We start from the raw sequence: 20,057 nt of genomic DNA, 5'->3' as shown, positions 1-20,057 counted from the left end.
CCTCTGTCTTGCCGCATGAACGATCTCCATGCCGCCGCCAGACGCTGCCTGGACGCCACCGAGCCGGCCGAGAAGCTGCGCCTCACCCACGAGACGTGGCAGGCCTTCCTGGCCGGCGATCTGCATGCCGACCCGGCAGCGTCGCCGCCCGAACCGATCGGCCCGCCCGGCCGTCCGGCGAAGCCGCGGCTGGTCAACGCCCGCCAGCTTCCGCAGCGCGGACTGGGCAGCGACGAAGGCCGTGCGGCCCTGGTGCATGCCGTGGCGCACATCGAATTCAACGCGATCAACCTGGCCTGGGACGCGGTCTACCGCTACCGCGGCAAGCCTGCGGCGTACTACCGCGACTGGGCCAGCTGCGCCCGCGACGAGGCGCGCCACTTCGCGCTGCTGTCCGATCGGCTGGCCGAACTGGGCCACGCCTACGGCGACTTCGACGCACACAACGGCTTGTGGGAAATGGCCGAGAAAACCGCCGGCAGCGACACCGCACGCATGGCGCTGGTGCCGCGCGTGCTGGAGGCGCGCGGGCTGGACGTCACCCCCGGCATGATCGAGCGGCTGCGCGGACTCGGCGACGAGCGCACGGTGGCGATCCTGGAAGTGATCCTGCGCGAGGAAGTGGCCCATGTCGCCGCCGGCACCCGCTGGTACCGCCACTGCTGCGAGCGCGACGGCATCGACCCGATCGAGACGTTCTTCACCCTGCTGCGCGACTACATGGGAGTGAACCTGCGCGGCCCGTTCAACCGCCCGGCGCGGCTGCAGGCGGGCTTCGTCGAGGAGGAGCTCGACCGGCTCGCCGCGTTGGCCTTGGTCAGCTGACGAACTCGCGTCGAACGCACAAAAAAGCCGGCGCGAGGCCGGCTTCTTCGTCGAATTTGGTCGGGGTGACAGGATTCGAACCTGCGACTTCTACGTCCCGAACGTAGCGCTCTACCAGGCTGAGCTACACCCCGTGGGAAGCCGCGTATCTTAATCGTCGACCGGGGGCTTGGCAACAGGTTCGATGCATCCGGTTGACGATCCGCTGGGGAAGGGCGACGGCGTTCTGTTAATCTTGACGGCTGCCGTCGTGCGGCCTGCCGCGCGACGGAATGTCCCCATCGTCAGTAGAGGATTCCATGGCGCTTACCCCGGCCCGCACCATGCCCGGCGTGCTCGAGCTGCTGCCGCTCGACCAGATCGCGTTCCAGCGCATGCTCGACGTGATCCGCCGCAACTACGAGCGCTTCGGCTTCCTGGCGGTGGAGACGCCGGTGATCGAATACGCCGACGTGCTGCTGACCAAGACCGGCGGCGAGACCGAGCGGCAGGTGTACTTCGTGCAGTCCACCGGCGCGCTGGAGCAGGGCGAGAAGCCCGACCTGGCGCTGCGCTTCGACCTCACCGTGCCGCTGGCGCGCTACGTGGCCGAGCACGAGCGCGACCTCAGCTTCCCGTTCCGCCGCTACCAGATGCAGAAGGTGTACCGCGGCGAACGCGCGCAGCGCGGGCGCTTCCGCGAGTTCTACCAGTGCGACATCGACGTGATCGGCAAGGACGCGCTGTCGGTGCGCTACGACGCCGAGATCCCGGCGGTGATCTACAGCGTGTTCCGCGAACTGGACATCGGCCCGTTCACCATCCAGCTCAACAACCGCAAGCTGATGCGCGGCTACTTCGAAAGCTTAGGGATCGTCGACGGCGAGCAGCAGATGCTGGTGCTGCGCGAGGTGGACAAGCTGGACAAGCGCGGTGCCGACTACGTGCGCGATACGCTGACCGGCGAAGCGTTCGGCTTGAGCGCCGAGGTGGCCGCCAAGATCCTCGCCTTCGTGCAGGTGCGCTCGACCTCGCTGCAGGACGCGCTGGACAAGCTCGACGCACTCGGCGCCGGCCCGGAGGCGATGGAGCAGGGGCGCAGCGAACTGAAGGAAGTGCTGGGCCTGATCCACGCCTTCGGCGTGCCGCAGACGCACTACGCGCTGAACCTGTCGATCGCCCGCGGCCTCGACTACTACACCGGCACGGTCTACGAGACCACGCTGAACGACCACCCGCAGATCGGTTCGATCTGCTCCGGCGGCCGCTACGAGAACCTGGCCGGCCAGTACACCAAGTCGCACCTGCCCGGCGTCGGCATCTCGATCGGCCTGACCCGGCTGTACTGGCAACTGCGCGACGCCGGCCTGATCGATACGGCGAAGAGCACCGTCGACGTGCTGGTGACCCAGATGGACGAGGCGCAGCTTCCGGCCTACCTGGCGCTGGCCAGCGAGCTGCGCGGCGCCGGCATCGCCACCGAGGTGGTGCTGGAAGGCGGCAAGCTGGGCAAGCAGTTCAAGTACGCCGACCGCGCCGGCATCCGCTTCGTGGTGGTGCTGGGCGAGGAAGAGATCGCCAAGGGCGTGGTCACGGTGAAAGACCTGCGCCGCGAGGACCAGTTCGAGGTGGCGCGCGGCGAACTGGTCAAGACGCTGCGGGTGGAACTGGAGCAGGCCGCGGCGATGGGGTGAGTGCCACCTTTCCGGTGATCCATGACAGACGACGCAATCCATCCATGAGGCAGCAGTGAGCACAACCGACATCATCGTCCTCGACGGCAACAGCCTCACCCGCGCCCAGCTGGTGGCCGTGGCACGCCACGGCCACCAGGTTTCACTGGCCCCGGCCGGGCTCGCGCGCGTGCAGCGCGCCGCCGATTTCCTCGCCGAGAAGGTCAGCTGCGGCGAGCCGACCTACGGCGTCACCACCGGCTTCGGCAGCAACGCCGACAAGCTGCTCGGCGCGCATCGCGTGCGCGACGAGTTGCCGGGCGGGAATCCGCACGCGCCCGAAGGCACGCTGCTGGAGGAGCTGCAGCACAACCTGATCATCACCCACGCGGTGTGCGTGGGCAAACCGTTCGGCGAGGACGTGGTGCGGGCGATGCTGCTGATCCGCATCAACACGCTGATGCGCGGGCACTCCGGCATTCGCGTGAGCACGCTCGAAGCGCTGGCGGCGATGCTCAACGCCGGCGTGGTGCCGGTGGTGCCGGAGAAGGGCTCGGTCGGCGCCAGTGGGGACCTGGCACCGCTGTCGCACCTGGCGATCGTGCTGCTCGGCGGCGGCGAGGCGTTCTACCAGGGCGAGCGGACGAGCGGCGCCGAGGCGCTGAAGCGCGCCGGGCTCGCGCCGATCCGGCTGTCGTTCAAGGAAGGCCTGGCGCTCAACAACGGCACCGCGCAGATGCTGGCCACCGCCGCGCTGGCGCTCGATGCGCTGGAACACTTGCTGGATACCGCCGACCTCGCCGCGGCCATGACGCTGGATGCCTTCGCCGGCCGCAGCGGCGCCTTGCGGCCCGAGGTGCATGCGCTGCGGCCGCACCCGGGCCAGGTGGAAACCGCCGCGCACGTGCGCGAACTGCTGGCCGGGTCCACCCTGCTCGACATTCCGTACCACCTGGTGCCGCGCTTCAAGCCGTGGCGGGCCGAGGCGTGGAACGAAGCGGACGACCAGGCGCTCAGCTTCGACATCGGCTGGGACTGGGTGCCGGCGAACCAGCGCCACGGTCGCGAGACGTTCTACCGCCGCTTCCTGCCGTTCAAGGGCGGCAAGAAACACCAGCCGCAGGACGCCTACAGCCTGCGCTGCATGCCGCAGGTGCACGGCGCGGTGCGCGATGCCTGGGCGCAGGCGTGCCGGGTGATCGACATCGAACTGAATTCGGTCACCGACAATCCGCTGATCTTCCCGGACAATGCCGACGCGCAGTTCATCGAAGAGCAGGTGATCTCGGCCGGCCACTTCCACGGCATGCCGCTGGCGCTGGCGATGAGCTACGTGAAGGCGGCGATTCCGGTGCTCGCCTCGATCTCCGAGCGCCGGCTCAACAAGCTGGTCGATCCGGCCACGAATGACGGCCTGCCGGCCTTCCTCACCGGCAACGAGGACGGCACCGATTCCGGCTTCATGATCGTGCAGTACACCGCTGCCGCGCTGGTCAACGACCTGGCCACGCGCGCGCATCCGGCCAGCGTGTACTCGGTGCCGACCAGCGCGAACGCCGAGGACCACGTCTCGATGGGGGCCAACGAGGCGCGCCACGTGCTGGAGATGATGGAGGACCTCGGCCACGTGCTGGCGCTGGAGCTGTATACCGCCGCGCAGGCGCTGGACTACCGCCAGGAGATGCTGAACGCCGCACGCCGGCTGGCCAGCCGCGGCGGCTGGCAGGCGCTGGCGGCGAAGATCGCCAACGCACCGCGCGAGGGCCAGCCGCACTACGCACAGTTCGTCGCCGAAGTGCAGCAGCTCGCCGCGGCGCTGGCCGGTGCCGGCGATTTCCATGCCGGCGCCGCCGTGCGCGACGCGCATGCGATCCTGCGCCGGCACATCGATTTCATGCACCGCGATCGCGCGATGGATGGCGACGTGCGCACGGTCTGCGCGCTGGTGCAGCAGGGCGCGCTTCGCCCGGCGGCGTGACTCATCCTTTTTGACGGAAGCCAAGACCATGAGCCTGATCCAGACCCCGGTGTCCTACGGCGAATTGATCGACAAGATCACCATCCTGGAAATCAAGTCGCGGCGGATCGCCGACGCGGCCAAGCTGGCCAACGTGCGCAACGAGCTGGACCTGCTCAACGCGACCTGGGCCAATGACGCTGCCTCGCGCACCGACATTTCCGGCGAGCGTGCGCACTTGCTGGCGGTGAACGAGCTGCTGTGGGACATCGAGGACCGCATCCGCCTGAAGGAGAAGGCGCAGGCGTTCGATGCCGAGTTCATCGAGCTGGCGCGTTCGGTGTATTTCCGCAACGACGAACGCGCGGCGTTCAAGCGCGAGATCAATCTGAAACTGGGCTCGCAGCTGGTGGAAGAGAAGTCGTACCAGGATTACCGGGCGGTCTGATGCGCATCTACGGCGACCGCATGTCGCGCGCGGCGGCTTCGTAGCGTTCGATCACCTCGTCGACGCCGATCAGGTCCATCACGCCTGGCTTCTCGATCTTGCTGCCCCACGGGATTTCGCTGGCTGGCCTGCCCAGGTATTTGCGCGCTGCCTCGTCGTATTTGTCCACGCACCAGCGGCGGTCGGAATACGGGCCGGAACGGTCCGGGTTGCTGGCCGCGTGCAGGCCGAGTACGCGGGTGCCCGCCGCGTTGGCCATGTGCATCGGGCCGGAGTCCGGCGTCAGCAGCAGTTGGGCGCGGCCGAGCAAGGCCAGCAGTTTCTTCAGCGTGTCCTTGCCGGTGAGGTCCAGCGGCGGCGACTTGCATGCCGCCAGCACGGCGTCGGCCATTTCGCGCTCGAAGGCGGACGGGCCGCCGACCAGCGCCACGCGCCAGCCGCGGGAGGCGGCGTGGTCGATCACCGCGGCGTAACGCTCCGGCCGCCAGTTGCGCAGCGCATGGCTGGAGGTGGGGCTGACCAGCAGGGTCGGCGCATCGCCGGGCAGTTGTTCGGCGGCCCAGGCGTGTGCCTCGTCGGGAACCGGGATGTCCCAGCGCACCTGGGTCTGCTGCAGCCCCAGCGGTTCGCAGAAGCTGCCGATCGCATCCAGCACGTGCTCGCCGGTGCGTGCCGGGATGCGCTCGTTGATCACCAGGCCGTGCAGGTCCTTCGCGCGGTCGCGGTCGTAGCCGATGCGCCGCTCGGCACTGATGCCCAGGCTGAGCAGGTTCGAGCGCAGCGCCACCTGCATCTGCAGCAACGCGTCGAAACGCCGCCCGCGCAACGCCGCATGCACGGCGCGCATGCCGGCCCAGCCGGCGGCCTTGTCGAAGGTGACGAATTCCACGCCGGGCAGGTCGTCGACCAGCTTGCGTTCCAGCTTGCCCACGATCCAGGTCAGCGAGGTCCGTGGCCACGCCTGCTGCAGGGTGCGCACCAGCGGTACCACGTGGGTGACGTCGCCGATGGCGGAGGTGCGCAGCAGGCAGATCGAGGGGGCGGCAGTGATCGGGTTCGGGGTCATAAGGCCTGGGTTAGAATCGTGGACGGTCACTGGGCATGATGATGCAGGAACGAACCCACATGGATGCCGAAGGCGCGATTCTGTTCGACGCCGAGGTATCGCCACAAGTCGGGCACGACTGGTTCGCGCCCGACTATTGGCGCGAGCGCGGCGCATTGCGCACGCAGGTCGGTGGTCGCGGCGGCGTCGCGATCGTTGCCGCGCCGGTGGGCGAGTGCGTGCTGCGGCACTACCGTCGCGGCGGCCTGGTCGCCGCGCTGATGGGGGATCGGTATCTGTGGACCGGTGCCGATCGCACGCGTCCGTTCGCGGAGTTTCGCCTGCTCGCCGAGATCGCCCGGCTGGAGTTGCCCGGCCCGGTGGTGGTGGCCGCGCGTTATTGCCGGCATGGCCTGTACTACGCCGCCGACCTGATCACCCGCCGCATCGCCGACGCACAGACCCTGGCCGAATGCCTGGCGGCAGGGCGGTTGGATGGCGAGCTGGCGGAGGAGGTCGGGGCGTTGGTGGCGCGCTTCCATCGCGATGGCGTCTGGCATGCCGACTTGAACGCGCATAACGTGCTGGTGACGCCGGGCGCGCTGTATCTGATCGACTTCGACCGTGGCCGCATGCGCATCCCGGCCACCGCCTGGCAGCGGGCGAACCTGCAGCGTCTGCGTCGGTCGCTGCTCAAGCTTGGCGCGGCCGCCGACGGCGAGGCGGCATTCGAGAAGAACGTCTGGCAACCATTGCTGTATCGCTACGGGCGTACGCTGGCCCCATGAACTGGCATCTGCATTTTCTTGGCGTGGGCGCCGCGCACGCGGTGGAGCTGGGCTCGTCGGCCATGGTGCTGGAACGCGCTGGCGTGCCGCTGCTGCTGATCGACTGCGGCCCCGACACGCTCGATCGCTACATGGCGGTGTATGACGCGTTGCCGCCGGCCGTGTTCATCACGCATACCCACATGGACCACGTGGCCGGACTGGAGCAATTGTTCATCCGCCTGTGGTTCGACCCGCACCTGCGCGGCACCACCCGGGTGTTCGTCCACGCCGCGCTGATGCCGTGGTTGCAGACGCGCGTTGCCGATTACCCGGGGGCGCTGGCCGAGGGCGGCGCCAACTTCTGGGAGGCGTTCCGCCTGGTGCCGTGCACCCGCGGCTTCTGGCTGGATGGCCTGTGGTTCGACGTGTTCGCCACCCGCCACCATATGCCGGGCACTTCGTACGGGCTGGCGCTGGACGGCAGTTTCGTCTTCACCGGCGACACCCGACCGATACCCGAAGTGCTGGCCAGCCGTGCGGGCGGTGGCGAAGTCATCGCCCACGACTGCGGCTTGGTCGGCAACCCCTCGCATACCGGCGTCGACGACGTGGAGCGGGAGTATCCGGAGGCGTTGCGCACCCGGTTGCTGCTTTACCACTACGGCAGCGAAGCCGACGGCACCGCGCTGGTTTCACTCGGCTACCGCATCGCCATTCCCGGCGGGCGCGTCGCCTTGCCCGCACCGCCGGAACCCAGGGCCGGCGCCGGCTGAATCGGCGCGTGCTCGCTTGCCTGTGTGGGGACCTCCCGCTATTCTTACCGACTCTTCGAAGGGCTGGATTGCCGGCGAAGGGAGTTTCGTGCGGAGAGATGTCCACGCCTGGAAAGTGTGTATACGGCTTAACCCCGTATCGAGGGTTCGACAAATTCGTCGGGAACGAATTTGGACAGCCGCCAGGCTGGCCCGAACAATCCCGCCCGTGGTCGTGGTGCGAAAGGGTTTATGCGGAGAGGTGTCCGAGTGGTTGAAGGAGCACGCCTGGAAAGTGTGTATACGGCTTATCCCCGTATCGCGGGTTCGAATCCCGCCCTCTCCGCCAGTTTCTGAACAAGGTGCGACAGCGTGAGGCTGGCGCAACAGCAAGAGCAGCAAGCGTAATCGTTTGACGTCCATGGTGGCCCCGTCGGTCCCCCCGCGACGATAGTTCGCAAACTCCGCCAGGTCCGGAAGGAAGCAACGGTAGCGAATGATTCGGGTGCCGGGGTGTGGCTGGCGGGGCCGCCGCCCTTTTGGGGCGTGCTTTACTGACTTACCTCCCGCGACTTGGCACAATCAACCTTTGCCCCAACGTTGATAGTCATGTCTTATCAGGTACTCGCCCGCAAGTGGCGTCCGCGCAAGTTCGCCGAACTGGTCGGGCAGGAACACGTGGTGCGCGCGCTTACCAATGCGCTCGATACCGGGCGCATGCATCATGCCTACCTGTTCACCGGCACCCGCGGCGTGGGCAAGACCACCATTGCGCGCATCTTCGCCAAGTCGCTGAATTGCGAGCGCGGGCAGTCGGCCGATCCCTGCGGCGAGTGTTCGGTGTGCACGGCGGTGGACGAGGGGCGCTTCGTCGACCTGCTGGAAATCGACGCGGCCAGCAACACCGGCGTGGACGACGTGCGCGAGGTGATCGAGAACGCGCAGTACGCGCCGTCGCGCGGCCGTTTCAAGGTGTACCTGGTCGACGAGGTGCACATGCTGTCGAAGAACGCGTTCAACGCGCTGCTGAAGACGCTGGAAGAGCCGCCGCCGCACGTGAAGTTCCTGCTCGCCACCACCGATCCGCAGAAGCTGCCGGTGACGGTGCTGTCGCGCTGCCTGAAGTTCAACCTGAAGCGGCTGCTGCCGGAACAGATCTCCGGTCAGATGCGGCACATCCTGGGCGCCGAGAACATCGTCTACGAAGAAAGCGCGATCGGCGAGCTGGCGCGCGCCGCGGACGGCTCGCTGCGCGACGGCCTGTCGCTGCTGGACCAGGCAATCGCCTACGGCGGCGGCGCGCTGCATGCCGACGACGTGCGCACGATGCTCGGCAGCGTGGCGCGTGGACAAGTGCTGGGCGTGCTCGACGCGCTGGCCGCCGGCGACGGCGAACGGCTGCTTGCCGAGTGCACGCAGATCGCTTCGTATTCGCCGGATTTCGGCGGCGTGCTGGACGACATCGCCAGCGTGCTGCACCGGCTGCAGCTGATCCAGCTGATTCCCGGTTATCGGCCGGAGGAAGACAGTGACGACGATGGCGCGCTGGCTGCCTTGGCCGAGCGGATGACGCCGGAAGACGTGCAGTTGTATTACCAGATCGCCACCTCGGGCCGGCGCGATCTGGCGCTCGCGCCGGACGCGCGCACCGGCTTCGAGATGGCGCTGCTGCGCATGCTGGCGTTCCAGCCGGGCGGTGGCACGCCGACGGCGGCAAGGGTCGAAAGGCCGGCCGCGAGCAGCGCGCCGGCATCGACGTCGGCGGTACCGCCACGATCGGCGGCAGCACGCCCCGCCGCCGTATCCGAACGCCCGAAGGATTACCCCTCGCCGCCGGCAGCGCGCACGGAGCCGGATGTGCGTCCGGCACCTGCTCCCGCGGCAGCCGCCGTGGCAGCTCCGCTGGCGCGGGATGCCAGCGGCCTGCCGAACTGGGAAGCCTTGATCGAGCGCGCCGGTTTGCGCGGCCCGTTCGGGTTGCTGGCGCAGAACGCGGTATTGCGCGAGCGCGACGGGCAGACCCTGGTGCTGGCGCTGCAGCCGGCGCACATGAGCCTGGCGGTGGAGCCGATGGTCAGCCAGATGGAGGAGCGCATCGGCCAGGCGCTGGGCGAACGCATCCGCCTGCGCTTCGTCAACAGCAGTCAGACTGCCGCCGCGCAGACCCCGGCGGCGCGTGCCGCGCAGGCGCGCGATGCGGCCCAGGCCGCGGCCGAGCAGGCGATCGAGGGCGATCCGCTGGTGCAGTCGCTGAAGCGCGAATTCGGCGCGCGCGTGGTGCCGCAGTCCATCAAACCTTTTGACAGCGAATCCGGAGCAGTGTGATGAGAGGACAGATCGGCCAGCTGATGCAGCAGGCCCAGCGCATGCAGGAAGACATGAAGCGTGCGCAGGAGGAAATCGCGAAACTCGAAGTCACCGGCAGTGCCGGTGGCGGCCTGGTCAGCGTGGTGATGACCGGAGCGCACGAGGTGCGCCGCGTGCAGATCGACCGGCAGACGTTTGCCGACGACCCCGAGATGGCCGAGGACCTGGTCGCCGCCGCGATCAACGACGCGGTGAACAAGGTGGCCGAAGTCAGCAAGGACAAGCTCGGCGGCGTCACCGCCGGGATGAATCTGCCGGCCGGCTTCAAGATGCCGTTTTGAGGTCGGGATTCGGGATTGGTAAAAGCGGAGCGCGGTGCCTCATGTTCTTGATCTTGCGATTCCCGATTCTCGATTCCCGATTCCCGGACGTCCAATGACCGGTTCCCCTCTCCTCGCCGACCTGATCGAAGCCCTGCGCTGCCTGCCCGGCGTGGGCGGCAAGAGTGCGCAGCGGATGGCCTTCCATCTGCTGGAGCGCGAGCGCGAGCGCGGCTTGAAGCTGGCCGCAGTGATGGAGCAGGCGATGCGGCGCATCGGCCATTGCGAGCGCTGCCGCAACTTCAGCGAGGAGCCGCTGTGTTCGCTGTGTTCCAGTTCCAGCCGCGACCGCCAGGTGCTGTGCGTGGTGGAGTCGCCGACCGACCTGGCGGCGATCGAACAGGCCACCGGCTACCGCGGCCAGTACTTCGTGCTGATGGGTCGGTTGTCGCCGCTGGACGGGCTGGGCCCGGAAGAGCTGGGGCTGGCGCAGTTGACCCAGCGCCTGGGTGAGGGCGAGATCGAGGAGCTGATCATCGCCACCAACCCCACCGTGGAAGGCGAGGCCACTGCGCATTACCTGGCCCAGCTGGCCCGCGCCGGCGGCGTGCGGCCGACTCGGCTGGCGCACGGCGTACCGCTGGGCGGCGAACTGGAATACGTCGATCGCAGCACGCTGGCGCATGCGTTCGGCGGTCGGCAGCTGCTCGATTGAGCCATCACCTTCAGGAAACCGATCATGAGCGACACGATTTTCAGCAAGATTGTCCGCCGCGAGATTCCGGCCGACATCGTCTACGAGGACGACGAGGTGCTGGCGTTCCGCGACCTGAATCCGCAGGCGCCGGTGCACGTGCTGTTCATTCCGAAGCGGCCGCTGGCCACGCTCAACGACGCGACGGCGGGTGATGCCGAGCTGCTCGGCAAGTTGCTGCTGGCCACGGCGGCATACGCGAAGCAGGAAGGTTTTGCCGAGCAGGGTTACCGCGCGGTGATCAACACCAACGAGGATGGCGGGCAGACCGTGTACCACCTGCACGTCCACCTGCTGGCCGGGCGGCGCATGCACTGGCCGCCGGGCTGAGCGCGGTGGCCCGCATCCCGCACATGAGAACGCCGGCTTCGAGCCGGCGTTTTCATGTGCGCTTACTTCTTCGGCGGGGGCGGCGGGGGTGGCCGCACCACGATCACCCGGCGGGGATAGTAGCCGCCGTAGTAGGGGTAGCCGCCCCAGTACGGGCCGAAGCCCGGGCCCCAGAACGGGTCATAGAAGCCCGGCGGGTAATTCACCATGATCGGGCGCTTCGGCCACAGGTAGACCACGTCGGCCTCCACGCGCGGGTAGGCGTAGTCGAACTCGCCCACCTTCTGCGACACCGTGCCGTGCAGCGTGCCGGTGACGGTCAGCTCGCGGCCGCGGACGAACACTTCCGGATCGTAGAAGCCGTCGCGGCAGGCGACGAAGCGGCCCAGGTTCTCGCCGGTATTGCCGGCCTTCGGGCGCGCCTGGCTGTCCAGCGGACGCGACAGCAGGTAGAAGCAGGTCTGCTGCGGGCCCGGTTCGGTCTTGATGATCTCGCCACCCCAGCGCACGCGGGTGCCACCCGCACCGCCTTGCTGGGCGCTGGCGGTGGAGACGTCGGTATAGGTGCCTTCCAGCGGTTTCGGAATCGTCGCGCACCCGGCCAGCAGGGCGAGCGCGGCGGCGAGGGTCAGTGGGCGGTACAGGGACATGGGGATCTCTCCATACATGGGCGACGGCCTGCGCCGTCGTGTCGGCTCTTATTTGACCACGTTGACGATACGGAAATCCCGCACGGCGTGCTGAAACGCGCGCAATGGTTCAGTCGGCGGTTCGTCATGGGCATAACGCAGTTCCAGGTAACTCCTCATCAGGCTTGCCAGTTCATCGCGTTGACCCGGCAGCGCACGGGCGGCGCGGCTCAGGTAATGCTGCGGGCCTTCGGCGGGGCGGCGCGCAATGCCCTTGCGCGCCAGCTTCCGCTCCAGCTCGCGCAGCGCGCCGCGCAACGGATCGCGTGGCTGCCGCCGCAACAATGCCCACGCCAGCCCGATCGCGACGAACAGCACGCTGCTGATCGCCAGCAGCACGCCGAGCGTCGCCGTGTCGGCATCGCGGATGCCGAACGGTGTCAGCAGGCCGCGCTGGCGTAGCGCATCAAAGCCGATAACGCCCTGGTCCCACCAGCGGTTGACGATGTCCCAGCGATTGCGCAGGCCTTGCAGCCAGTCGTTGCGGTACCAGGACAACTGGTCGCCGGCGGCCGCGGCCGCGCCCAGCGAAACCCGCTCCGGGCGCACCGCGCCGGTGGGATCGACGCGCACCCAGCCGCGTCCGGCCAGCCACACCTCGCTCCACGCATGCGCGTCGGAATAGCGCACCAGTAAGTAATCGCCGAGCTTGTTCCAGTAGCCGCCCTGGTAGCCGGTGACCACCCGCGCCGGGATGCCGGCGGCGCGCATCAGCACGGTGAACGCCGACGAATAGTGCTCGCAGAAACCCTCGCGGGTGTCGAACAGGAAGTCGTCCACCGAGTCGCGCCCCAGCGGCGCCGGCGCCAGCGTGTAGCGGAAGCCGCCGTCGTGGAACAGGCCCAGCGCGGCCTGCACGATCGCGGCATCGTCGCCGCCGTAGCGCTGCCGCCACTGCGCGGCCAGTGCATGCGTGCGCGGGTTGAAATCCGCCGGCAGGCGCAGGCCGAGCCGGCGCGAGCGCTCGTCCAGACTGGGTTGCAGCCGGTACTGCAGCGCCGAGCGCGCGGCGTAGTCGAGCTGGTCGTTGACCGGCTTGTCGGCCATCACTTCATGGTCGGCTTGCAGGGTGGCCTGCGCCGGCGCCTGCAGCGGCACGTCCAGCATCGGCAACACGCGTCGCCGGGTGGGCTGCAGGTTGATCTGGTAGCGGATCGAGCCGGCGGCCTCGAGCGGCGCCGGCTGCCGTGGCGGGGCGTATCGCGGGTCGAGGTGGCGCCAGCTGCGGCCGTCGAAATTCCACATCACGTAGGCGCGGAAATAGCGCTGGTCCGGTGGTGGCGGCGCGCCGTCGAAACTGACCCGCATCGCCGGATGGTCGTCGGTGAGCAGGTCGGTGAAATTGCCCGGCGTCATGCTGTCGCTGAGGCCGGTGCGTGCCTGGTCCTGTGATGGGGCGCCCCACAGCGGCGAGCTCAGCCGCGGCACCAGCAGGAAGGCCAGCAGGGCCAGCGGCAGGGCCGCCGCGGACAGCGCCAGGCCGGGCAGCAAGGCGCGCGGCAGGCTGGTCGGCAGTTGCCCCGGTTCCAGCGCGCGCAAGGTGGCCAGCGCCGGCAGCAGGCCCAGCGCGACCACCACGGTGGCGATCAGGCCCTGGTCGAACAGCAGCGCGGTCATCAGCGCGAAGCAGGCGAAGCTGATGCCCACGCGGACGTCGCGCGCGGCCTCGGTCTCCAGCAGCTTCAGGACCAGCAGGCCGACCGCCAGCGCCGCCCCGGGTTCGCGGCCGAAGATGTTGCCGTACTGCACGATCACCGCCAGCGTCAGCAGGACCAGCAACGGCAGCTTGAGCCAGCGCGGCACCCGGCCGGCCTGGCGCCGCCGCTGCCACCAGCGCCAGCCGAGGATCAGCGCCAGCGCGATGCCGAGCCACCACGGCAGGTGCGGCGAGTGCAGGCCCAGCACCAGCGCCATGGTCAGGCTGAGCAGGTCGAACGCGCGAGTGTCGATCGGCCGCTCGCCTGGCGATTTTGGTCGTGGTGGCGTCATGGCAGTTGTGCCAGCGCGCTCATGCAATGCGCGTAGTGCAGCGGCCCGCTGCCGCCGGGAATTTCGTTGCCGGGCAGCCACAGGCTGTAGTGGCCGCGCTGGGCCTGTGCCTCGTTCAGCCAGCGCGCCAGCCGGGCGATGCGTGCCTCGTTGTCCAGTCCGCCCAGCCGGCGCCAGTCCAGCTGCCATTGCGGGCGGCTTTGCGGCTGCTCGAAATCCTTCACCAGCAGGTTCTCGTGGCGGGCGCTGGCCTTCCAGGCGATGTGTCGTTGCGGGTCGCCGGCGCGGTAGTCGCGCAACGCGGCCAGTTCGTCGCCGCGATGCAGGCGCATGTGGCGGGCGTCGTCGGCGGGTGCGTGCGGTTGCGGCCCGGCCGCTTCCGCGCGTGGCCACACCAGTATCGACTGCTCGGGGTGCAGCCAGCTCCACGCGCGGAACAGGCCCAGCGGCCAACTGGTCCACACCCGTATCCGCGGCAGCGGCAGCCAGCCGCGTTGCGCGGTGGGCAGGGCCAGCTTCACATGGATGCTGGTGCGGCCGTCGAGCGCGAAGGCGAGAGTGCGGTCACCGAGGTCGACGCGGATGGCGTTGCGCGGGCGGCCGGAGTCGAACGTCAGGATGAGTTCGAGGGGCTGGCCGGCGACCGCATGGCCGGCGCGGATGTGGCCCAGGCGCAAGCCGTCGAGGCTGCGGAACGCCACCAGCATGCTGGCCGCGCTGGCCGCGCCGAGCAGGCAGGTGAGCAGCAGGGCGGCGTTGTTCGCATAGTTCAGCGCGCCCACCAGCATCACCAGCAGCAGGACGGAGAAGCCGAGGCCGAAGCCGGTCGGCACGATATAGATGCGCCGCCGGTGCAGTTCGATCGGCAGGCTTTCCGGGCGGCGGTAGCGGGTGAGTGCGGGCAGCCGGTGCTCGGCCCGTCGTTGCAGGCGCTGCAGCAGATCGCGCATCAATCCACCGCCACCTCGGCCAGCAACTGCCGCGCCAGCGTGTCGCCGTTGGCGCCGCGCGCCGGCAGCAGGCGGTGCGCGGCCAGCGGCACGAACAGCGCCTGGATGTCTTCCGGCAGCACGTGGCCGCGGCCGCTGAGCAGCGCCCACGCGCGCGCCGCCGCGAGCAGCGCCAGGCCGGCGCGCGGGGACAGGCCCACGCGGATGTCGGCGTGCCGGCGGCTGGCGGCGAGCAGGGCCTGCAGGTAGTCGAGCAGGGCGGTGCTGGCGGTGATCGCCTGCGCCTGCCGGTGCAGCGCGAGCAATGCCGTGCCGTCGAGTTGCGGCATCAGCTGGGCCAGCAGGTCGCGGCGGTCGCTGCCGGTGAGCAGGGCGCGTTCGGCGGTGGCATCCGGGTAGTCCAGCGACAGCCGCAGCATGAAGCGGTCGAGCTGCGAGTCGGGCAGCGGGAAGGTGCCGTTGAGATCCAGCGGATTCTGCGTGGCGACCACGAAGAACGGCTGCGCCAGCGCATGCGTCTGGCCGTCCACGGTGACCTGGCCCTCGGCCATCGCCTCCAGCAGCGCGCTCTGCGTCTTCGGGCTGGCGCGGTTGATCTCGTCGGCCAGCAGCAGGCCGGTGAAGATCGGGCCGGGGTGGAAGCGGAACTGGCCGGTCTCGCGCTCGTACACGCTGACTCCGATGATGTCCGACGGCAGCAGGTCGCTGGTGAACTGCACGCGCTGGAACTCCAGCGCGAAGGTGGCCGCCAGCGCGTGCGCCAGCGTGGTCTTGCCCACGCCGGGCACGTCCTCCAGCAGCAGATGGCCGCCGGCGATCAGGCAGGCGAAGGCGAGTTTCACCTGACGCGGCTTGCCCAGCAGCACGCGATTGACCTGGGCCATCGCGGCGTCCAGTCGCTGCTGCAGAGGTTCGTCGTGGGGCTGGGTGATGGCGGACATGGATGCGGGTTCTTCGCTGGCAAGGTGGGACCGAGGGGCAGTGTAACTGCCGCTTTCTAGGGCAGCGCGATGCCTGCTTCGCGCAACAGTTGCGCCAGCGCGATCAGCGGCAGGCCGATCAGCGCGCTGGGGTCGGAGTTGTCGATCGCCTCGAACAGGCTGATGCCGAGGCCTTCGCACTTGAAACTGCCGGCGCAGTCCAGCGGCTGTTCGCGCTCGACGTAGCGGGCAATTTCCGCGGCGTCCAGCGTGCGGAAGCGCACGCGGGTGTGGTCGACGTGGGTATGCCGCCGGCCATTGCGCGTATCGAGCAGGCACAGCGCGGTATGGAAGTGCACCTCGCGGCCGGAACTGGCGGCGAGCTGGGCGCGGGCGCGTTCGGCGGTGCCGGGCTTGTCGAGGATCAGGCCGTCGAGCTCGGCGACCTGGTCGGAGCCGATCACCAGGGCATCCGGATAGTCGCGCGCGACCGCCGCGGCCTTGGCGATCGCCAGGCGCAGGGCGCGCGCCGCGGGCGCCTCGTTCGGCAAGGGGGTTTCGTCGGTTCCGGGTGCGGCCTGCTCGAAGTCCGCGAGCAGCCGGCGCAGCAGCTCGGCGCGGTAGCGCGATGTCGAACCCAGCACGATGCGTGGCGGTTGGCGGGTCGGGATCATGTATCCGATTCGCGCCGGATGTGTTCGCGCATCGCGCTGTTCAGGTCGGTCTGGGCCTGGTCGAGGGCCTTCAGCAAGGGTTGCAGACGGTCGCGGGTGCCGCGCATCGACGCAGCGGCCTCGTCCAGTTCGTGCTGGCTGGCGTGCGGCGAGCGGTCGCGGATCCACAGCCGTTGCTGCAGCAGCGCGCGCAGGCCGGCGTCGATCGCATGCTGGGCGTCCTGTTCGCTGGCAGCGGGCAGGTCGGGGTTGAGCGACATCACCGCGTGCGCCTGCTGCAGGCGACTGCGGCAGGTCTTCAGGTCGGTCTCCAGCCGGTCGGCCAGGTCGAGGAGGGTCTTGAGGCTGCTGCCGCGCAGTGTCTGGCGCCGGCGCAACAGCAGGGCCGCGCCCACCAGGGCAATCAGCAGCCCCAGCAGCACGGCGGCACCGAGCGTCAGATAAGAGTTCAAGGGGCAGTGGCTCAGGCGGCAGGGAGATTCAGTCTGCCGCATCGGGGCCGCATCAGGCAAAATAAGCGACCGCCGGGGCGGGGCAGGGCCGTTCCGGCGCCATGCCGGTTGACTTCAGGCGGCTTCGAACCTAACATTTCACGATTATGTCCGTGACACTGCCAGAGTCCGTGGACGCTTGGCGCATGGTCTCGGCGCGGCGTTCGTTCGAGGGAACGCTACCCATCGCGACCATGTCCCGCCTGTGCGAGATGCTGGCAAGCACTGACGGGCTGCTGCAGTTCGAACTGGATTTCGGGCGCGACGAACTGGGTATCAGCTACGTCGACGTTCACGCGCGGGCTTCGCTGACGCTGGTCTGCCAACGCACGCTGGAACCGTTTGTACTGCCGGTCGCGGTGGATACCCGGCTAGGCCTGATCAGGCAGGAGCGCGATGAGGCCGGTTTGCCGCCCGATTGCGAACCGCTGCTGGTGGCCGAGGATGGCCGGCTGAATCCGGCGGATGTGATAGAAGACGAATTGCTGTTGGCGCTGCCGCTGATTCCGGTCAACCCGGACAGCAGCCTGCCCGACGAAGTGACAGGCCACGACCCGGACTCTGCCGGCGAGGGGCACTCCGAAAGTCCGTTCGCGGTGTTGCGCGAACTGAAGAAGTAACCGCCGACCCGGATCATCCGACCCGGGTCATGACGCCACAGATCATCCTGGTTTCAATCATCAAGTTTCAGTTGGAGAACTACCATGGCAGTTGCCAAGAGCCGCCGTACCCCGTCCACCCGCGGCATGCGTCGTGCGCACGACGCGCTGAAGACCGTGCAGTTGTCCACCGATCCGACCAGTGGCGAAGTGCACCTGCGCCATCACGTCACCAAGGACGGCTACTATCGCGGCAAGAAAGTGATCGAGACCAAGGGCGCGGTGTCGGTCGAGGATTGACCGGTTTCGCGGAACCCTGCGGGGTTCCCGGACTTCGGTCAGGCGAGACGGCGCGGCGACGCGCCGTTTTGCGTTGACGGACATCATGAATGCCGCAGGGGACGGTTGCGCTGGCGCCGCCCAGGGCGTTCAATCCTTCGTTTACGTTGATGGACAGCTGAATGGCCCAGATCTACTCCCGCATCATCGCCACCGGCAGTGCGTTGCCCGAGCGCGTGGTAACCAACGCCGACCTGGAAAAGATCGTCGACACCAGTGACGAGTGGATCCGCACCCGCACCGGTATCCGCCAGCGCCACATCGTCGCCGACGGCGAGACCACCGGCGACCTGGCATTCCTTGCCGCGCAGCGTGCGCTGGAAGCGGCTGGCGTCAAGGCGTCCGAACTCGATCTGATCATCCTCGGCACGACCACGCCGGACATCATCTTCCCGTCCACCGCCTGCCTGGTGCAGCATCGCCTCGGCGCGAACGGCTGCGCCGCGTTCGACGTCAATGCGGCGTGCTCGGGCTTCGTCTATGCGCTGGGCATCGCCGACAAGTTCATCAGGAGCGGGCAGTCGAAGAAGGTGCTGGTGATCGGCGCCGAGACGCTGACCCGGATGGTCGACTGGAGCGAGCGCGAAAGCTGCGTGCTGTTCGGCGACGGCGCCGGCGCGGTGGTGCTGGAGGCGTCCGGCGAGCCGGGCATCTACACCACCTGCCTGCATGCCGACGGCGGCTACAAGCACCTGCTGTACAACCCGGTCGGCGTGTCGGTCGGCTTCAAGGACGAACCCAATCACGGCGTGCGCATCAGGATGGCCGGTCGCGAGGTGTTCAAGGTTGCGGTGAAGACGCTCGATTCGCTGGTCGATGAGACCCTGCAGGCGGCCGGCATGGCCGAGTCGGACATCGACTGGCTGATTCCGCACCAGGCCAACCTGCGCATCATCGAGGCGACTGCCAAGCGCCTGAAGATGTCGATGGAGCGGGTCATCGTGACGGTCGACAAGCACGCCAACACCTCGTCCGGTTCGGTGCCGCTGGCACTGGACTACGCGGTGCGCTCGGGCAAGGTACAGCGCGGCCAGAACCTGCTGCTGGAAGCGTTCGGCGGTGGCTTTACCTGGGCTTCGGCGCTGCTGCGCTACTGAGCCGTCATACGTTCGAAGCGTCCTCCGCGATGCCGCCTGCCCGGGCGGCATCGTGCTTCGTGTCCCGGAAAACGGCGAATACAGCTGCGTATGGGCGGTGATGCTGGCACCATGGCGGTTTTCGTCGGCAGGATTTGCGCATCCATGAGTTCCACTTCCGCTTCGCTCGCTTTCGTTTTCCCCGGCCAGGGCTCGCAGTCGGTCGGCATGCTGGCCGAACTGGCCGTCGCGCATGCCGAGGTGCAGGCCACGTTCGAGGAGGCCTCGCAAGGCGCCGGCGTCGATCTGTGGAAGCTGAGCGCGCAGGGCCCGGAAGACCAGCTCAATCGCACCGAGAACACCCAGCCGGCGCTGCTGGCTGCCAGCGTGGCGGTGTGGCGGGTGTGGCAGAAGCTGGGCGGCGCGCAGCCGGCGCAGTTGTCCGGCCACAGCCTGGGCGAGTACAGCGCGCTGGTCTGCGCCGGCGCGCTGTCGCTGCATGACGCGGCGGCGCTGGTGGCCGAGCGCGGTCGGCTGATGCAGATGGCGGTGCCGGCCGGCGTGGGCGCGATGGCGGCGATCCTGGGCGGCGACGACGCGCAGATCGCGCAGGTGTGCGAGGACGCGGCACAGGGCCAGGTAGTGGCGCCGGCCAACTTCAATTCGCCGGGGCAGCTGGTGATCGCCGGCAACGCCGAGGCGGTCGATCGCGCGCTGGCGAAACTGGCCGAGCTGGGCGTGAAGAAGGCGATCAAGCTGGCCGTGTCGGTGCCGTCGCATTGCGCGCTGATGCGCGGGGCGGCCGACCGCCTGGGCGAGCGGATGGCCGCGATCGACTGGCAGCCGCCGTCGATCCCGGTGATCCAGAACGCCGAGGCGCGCAGCTACGCCACGCTCGATGACATTCGCGGCGCGCTGCAGCGCCAGCTGTACCTGCCGGTGCGCTGGACCGAGTGCGTGCAGGCGCTGGCCGCCGGTGGCGCCGCACGCATCGCCGAATGCGGTCCGGGCAAGGTGCTGGCCGGCCTGATCAAGCGCATCGACAAGAGCGTCGAGGCCCGTGCCATCGGCACCCCGGCGGAACTCGACGCTGCACGTGCCGAGTGGGGCTAGGTGGCGACGGCTTTTGTGAAGAGTGCAGCCAGGGATGGCTGCTTCTTGATCCTCGCG

The 20,057-nt window shown here is 68.6% G+C and carries 21 protein-coding genes, 2 tRNA genes and 1 other RNA gene; 16 read left to right on the top strand and 8 right to left on the bottom strand.

What is annotated here, in order from left to right; translation table 11 throughout:
* Nucleotides 1-15: 15 nt before the first annotated feature.
* Complete coding sequence (locus tag KK131_RS02015) at nucleotides 16-825, top strand: ferritin-like domain-containing protein (RefSeq protein ID WP_214554911.1); 810 nt, start codon at nucleotides 16-18, stop codon at nucleotides 823-825.
* 57 nt (nucleotides 826-882) lie between these two features.
* Here the strand turns inward: KK131_RS02015 and KK131_RS02010 are convergent.
* Nucleotides 883-959: transfer RNA gene (locus KK131_RS02010), tRNA-Pro, on the bottom strand.
* Between the two features lie 165 nt (nucleotides 960-1,124).
* Between KK131_RS02010 and hisS the strand changes: the two genes are divergently transcribed.
* The 3 genes from hisS to KK131_RS01995 are packed head-to-tail and all read left to right on the top strand — an operon-like array spanning nucleotide 1,125 to nucleotide 4,882.
* Nucleotides 1,125-2,498, top strand: a complete 1,374-nt coding sequence (gene hisS / locus KK131_RS02005; protein ID WP_214554909.1) for a histidine--tRNA ligase — start codon at nucleotides 1,125-1,127, stop codon at nucleotides 2,496-2,498.
* Between the two features lie 55 nt (nucleotides 2,499-2,553).
* Nucleotides 2,554-4,455: an aromatic amino acid ammonia-lyase gene (locus tag KK131_RS02000; RefSeq protein ID WP_214554907.1), complete on the top strand. Its 1,902-nt coding sequence runs from the start codon at nucleotides 2,554-2,556 to the stop codon at nucleotides 4,453-4,455.
* A gap of 28 nt (nucleotides 4,456-4,483) precedes the next feature.
* Nucleotides 4,484-4,882: a DUF6165 family protein gene (locus KK131_RS01995; RefSeq protein WP_027490236.1), complete on the top strand. Its 399-nt coding sequence runs from the start codon at nucleotides 4,484-4,486 to the stop codon at nucleotides 4,880-4,882.
* 7 nt (nucleotides 4,883-4,889) lie between these two features.
* On the opposite strand, the gene KK131_RS01990 is transcribed toward KK131_RS01995, so the two are convergent.
* A complete protein-coding gene (locus KK131_RS01990; protein ID WP_214556622.1) occupies nucleotides 4,890-5,933 on the bottom strand; it encodes a glycosyltransferase family 9 protein in 1,044 nt (347 codons plus the stop codon).
* 50 nt (nucleotides 5,934-5,983) lie between these two features.
* Here KK131_RS01990 and KK131_RS01985 point away from each other — a divergent pair, with 50 nt between their 5' ends.
* The 8 genes from KK131_RS01985 to KK131_RS01950 all read left to right on the top strand — a co-directional run bounded on the left by KK131_RS01985 (nucleotide 5,984) and on the right by KK131_RS01950 (nucleotide 11,160).
* The gene (locus KK131_RS01985; RefSeq protein ID WP_214554905.1) at nucleotides 5,984-6,715 is read left to right on the top strand and encodes a 3-deoxy-D-manno-octulosonic acid kinase; all 732 of its coding nucleotides are present in this window, start codon (nucleotides 5,984-5,986) and stop codon (nucleotides 6,713-6,715) included.
* Nucleotides 6,712-7,470 carry an MBL fold metallo-hydrolase gene (locus KK131_RS01980; protein ID WP_214554904.1) on the top strand — a complete coding sequence of 253 codons (759 nt, stop codon included), beginning with the start codon at nucleotides 6,712-6,714 and terminating at the stop codon, nucleotides 7,468-7,470. The genes KK131_RS01985 and KK131_RS01980 overlap by 4 nt, the downstream gene beginning before the upstream one ends.
* Nucleotides 7,471-7,705: 235 nt before the next feature.
* Nucleotides 7,706-7,798: transfer RNA gene (locus tag KK131_RS01975), tRNA-Ser, on the top strand.
* An 82-nt stretch (nucleotides 7,799-7,880) separates the two neighbouring features.
* An RNA gene (gene ffs, locus KK131_RS01970) (signal recognition particle sRNA small type) lies at nucleotides 7,881-7,977 on the top strand.
* 81 nt (nucleotides 7,978-8,058) lie between these two features.
* On the top strand, nucleotides 8,059-9,774 hold the full coding sequence (gene dnaX, locus KK131_RS01965) for a DNA polymerase III subunit gamma/tau (RefSeq protein WP_214554903.1): 1,716 nt from the start codon (nucleotides 8,059-8,061) through the stop codon (nucleotides 9,772-9,774).
* Nucleotides 9,774-10,097 (top strand): YbaB/EbfC family nucleoid-associated protein, encoded by a 324-nt coding sequence (locus tag KK131_RS01960; RefSeq protein ID WP_214554902.1) that lies wholly within the window; start codon nucleotides 9,774-9,776, stop codon nucleotides 10,095-10,097. Before dnaX ends, KK131_RS01960 begins: the two co-directional genes overlap by 1 nt.
* Nucleotides 10,098-10,191: 94 nt before the next feature.
* Nucleotides 10,192-10,791, top strand: a complete 600-nt coding sequence (gene recR, locus KK131_RS01955; RefSeq protein ID WP_214554900.1) for a recombination mediator RecR — start codon at nucleotides 10,192-10,194, stop codon at nucleotides 10,789-10,791.
* A gap of 24 nt (nucleotides 10,792-10,815) precedes the next feature.
* Nucleotides 10,816-11,160, top strand: coding sequence for a histidine triad nucleotide-binding protein (locus tag KK131_RS01950; protein ID WP_214554898.1), 345 nt, complete (start codon nucleotides 10,816-10,818; stop codon nucleotides 11,158-11,160).
* A 62-nt stretch (nucleotides 11,161-11,222) separates the two neighbouring features.
* Here the strand turns inward: KK131_RS01950 and KK131_RS01945 are convergent, their stop codons facing one another.
* From KK131_RS01945 to KK131_RS01920, 6 genes are read right to left on the bottom strand one after another with little or no spacing between them, the layout of a single operon-like run.
* Nucleotides 11,223-11,810, bottom strand: coding sequence for a Slp family lipoprotein (locus tag KK131_RS01945; RefSeq protein ID WP_214554896.1), 588 nt, complete (start codon nucleotides 11,808-11,810; stop codon nucleotides 11,223-11,225).
* 48 nt (nucleotides 11,811-11,858) lie between these two features.
* A complete protein-coding gene (locus KK131_RS01940) occupies nucleotides 11,859-13,838 on the bottom strand; it encodes a DUF3488 and transglutaminase-like domain-containing protein (RefSeq protein WP_214554894.1) in 1,980 nt (659 codons plus the stop codon).
* Nucleotides 13,835-14,788, bottom strand: coding sequence for a DUF58 domain-containing protein (locus tag KK131_RS01935; RefSeq protein WP_214554892.1), 954 nt, complete (start codon nucleotides 14,786-14,788; stop codon nucleotides 13,835-13,837). Before KK131_RS01935 ends, KK131_RS01940 begins: the two co-directional genes overlap by 4 nt.
* Entirely contained in the window at nucleotides 14,788-15,729 is a 942-nt protein-coding gene (locus KK131_RS01930) for an AAA family ATPase (protein WP_214554890.1), read from the bottom strand. The genes KK131_RS01935 and KK131_RS01930 overlap by 1 nt, the downstream gene beginning before the upstream one ends.
* A 56-nt stretch (nucleotides 15,730-15,785) precedes the next feature.
* Complete coding sequence (locus tag KK131_RS01925) at nucleotides 15,786-16,382, bottom strand: Maf family nucleotide pyrophosphatase (RefSeq protein ID WP_214554888.1); 597 nt, start codon at nucleotides 16,380-16,382, stop codon at nucleotides 15,786-15,788.
* Nucleotides 16,379-16,834 (bottom strand): hypothetical protein, encoded by a 456-nt coding sequence (locus tag KK131_RS01920; protein ID WP_214554886.1) that lies wholly within the window; start codon nucleotides 16,832-16,834, stop codon nucleotides 16,379-16,381. Before KK131_RS01920 ends, KK131_RS01925 begins: the two co-directional genes overlap by 4 nt.
* A gap of 185 nt (nucleotides 16,835-17,019) precedes the next feature.
* Between KK131_RS01920 and KK131_RS01915 the strand changes: the two genes are divergently transcribed.
* The 4 genes from KK131_RS01915 to fabD all read left to right on the top strand — a co-directional run bounded on the left by KK131_RS01915 (nucleotide 17,020) and on the right by fabD (nucleotide 20,000).
* Nucleotides 17,020-17,493, top strand: a complete 474-nt coding sequence (locus KK131_RS01915) for a YceD family protein (protein ID WP_214556621.1) — start codon at nucleotides 17,020-17,022, stop codon at nucleotides 17,491-17,493.
* 84 nt (nucleotides 17,494-17,577) lie between these two features.
* Nucleotides 17,578-17,772 carry a 50S ribosomal protein L32 gene (gene rpmF / locus KK131_RS01910; protein ID WP_149365336.1) on the top strand — a complete coding sequence of 65 codons (195 nt, stop codon included), beginning with the start codon at nucleotides 17,578-17,580 and terminating at the stop codon, nucleotides 17,770-17,772.
* Nucleotides 17,773-17,933: 161 nt separating this feature from the next.
* Nucleotides 17,934-18,908: a beta-ketoacyl-ACP synthase III gene (locus tag KK131_RS01905; RefSeq protein WP_214554884.1), complete on the top strand. Its 975-nt coding sequence runs from the start codon at nucleotides 17,934-17,936 to the stop codon at nucleotides 18,906-18,908.
* A gap of 144 nt (nucleotides 18,909-19,052) precedes the next feature.
* Nucleotides 19,053-20,000, top strand: coding sequence for an ACP S-malonyltransferase (gene fabD, locus KK131_RS01900; RefSeq protein ID WP_214554882.1), 948 nt, complete (start codon nucleotides 19,053-19,055; stop codon nucleotides 19,998-20,000).
* Nucleotides 20,001-20,057: the final 57 nt, after the last annotated feature.

The organism is Rhodanobacter sp. LX-99 (assembly GCF_018599185.1).
Lineage (GTDB): Bacteria > Pseudomonadota > Gammaproteobacteria > Xanthomonadales > Rhodanobacteraceae > Rhodanobacter.
The sequence above is the reverse complement of the archived record's forward strand: the minus strand, read 5'-3'. Positions and strand labels throughout refer to the sequence as shown.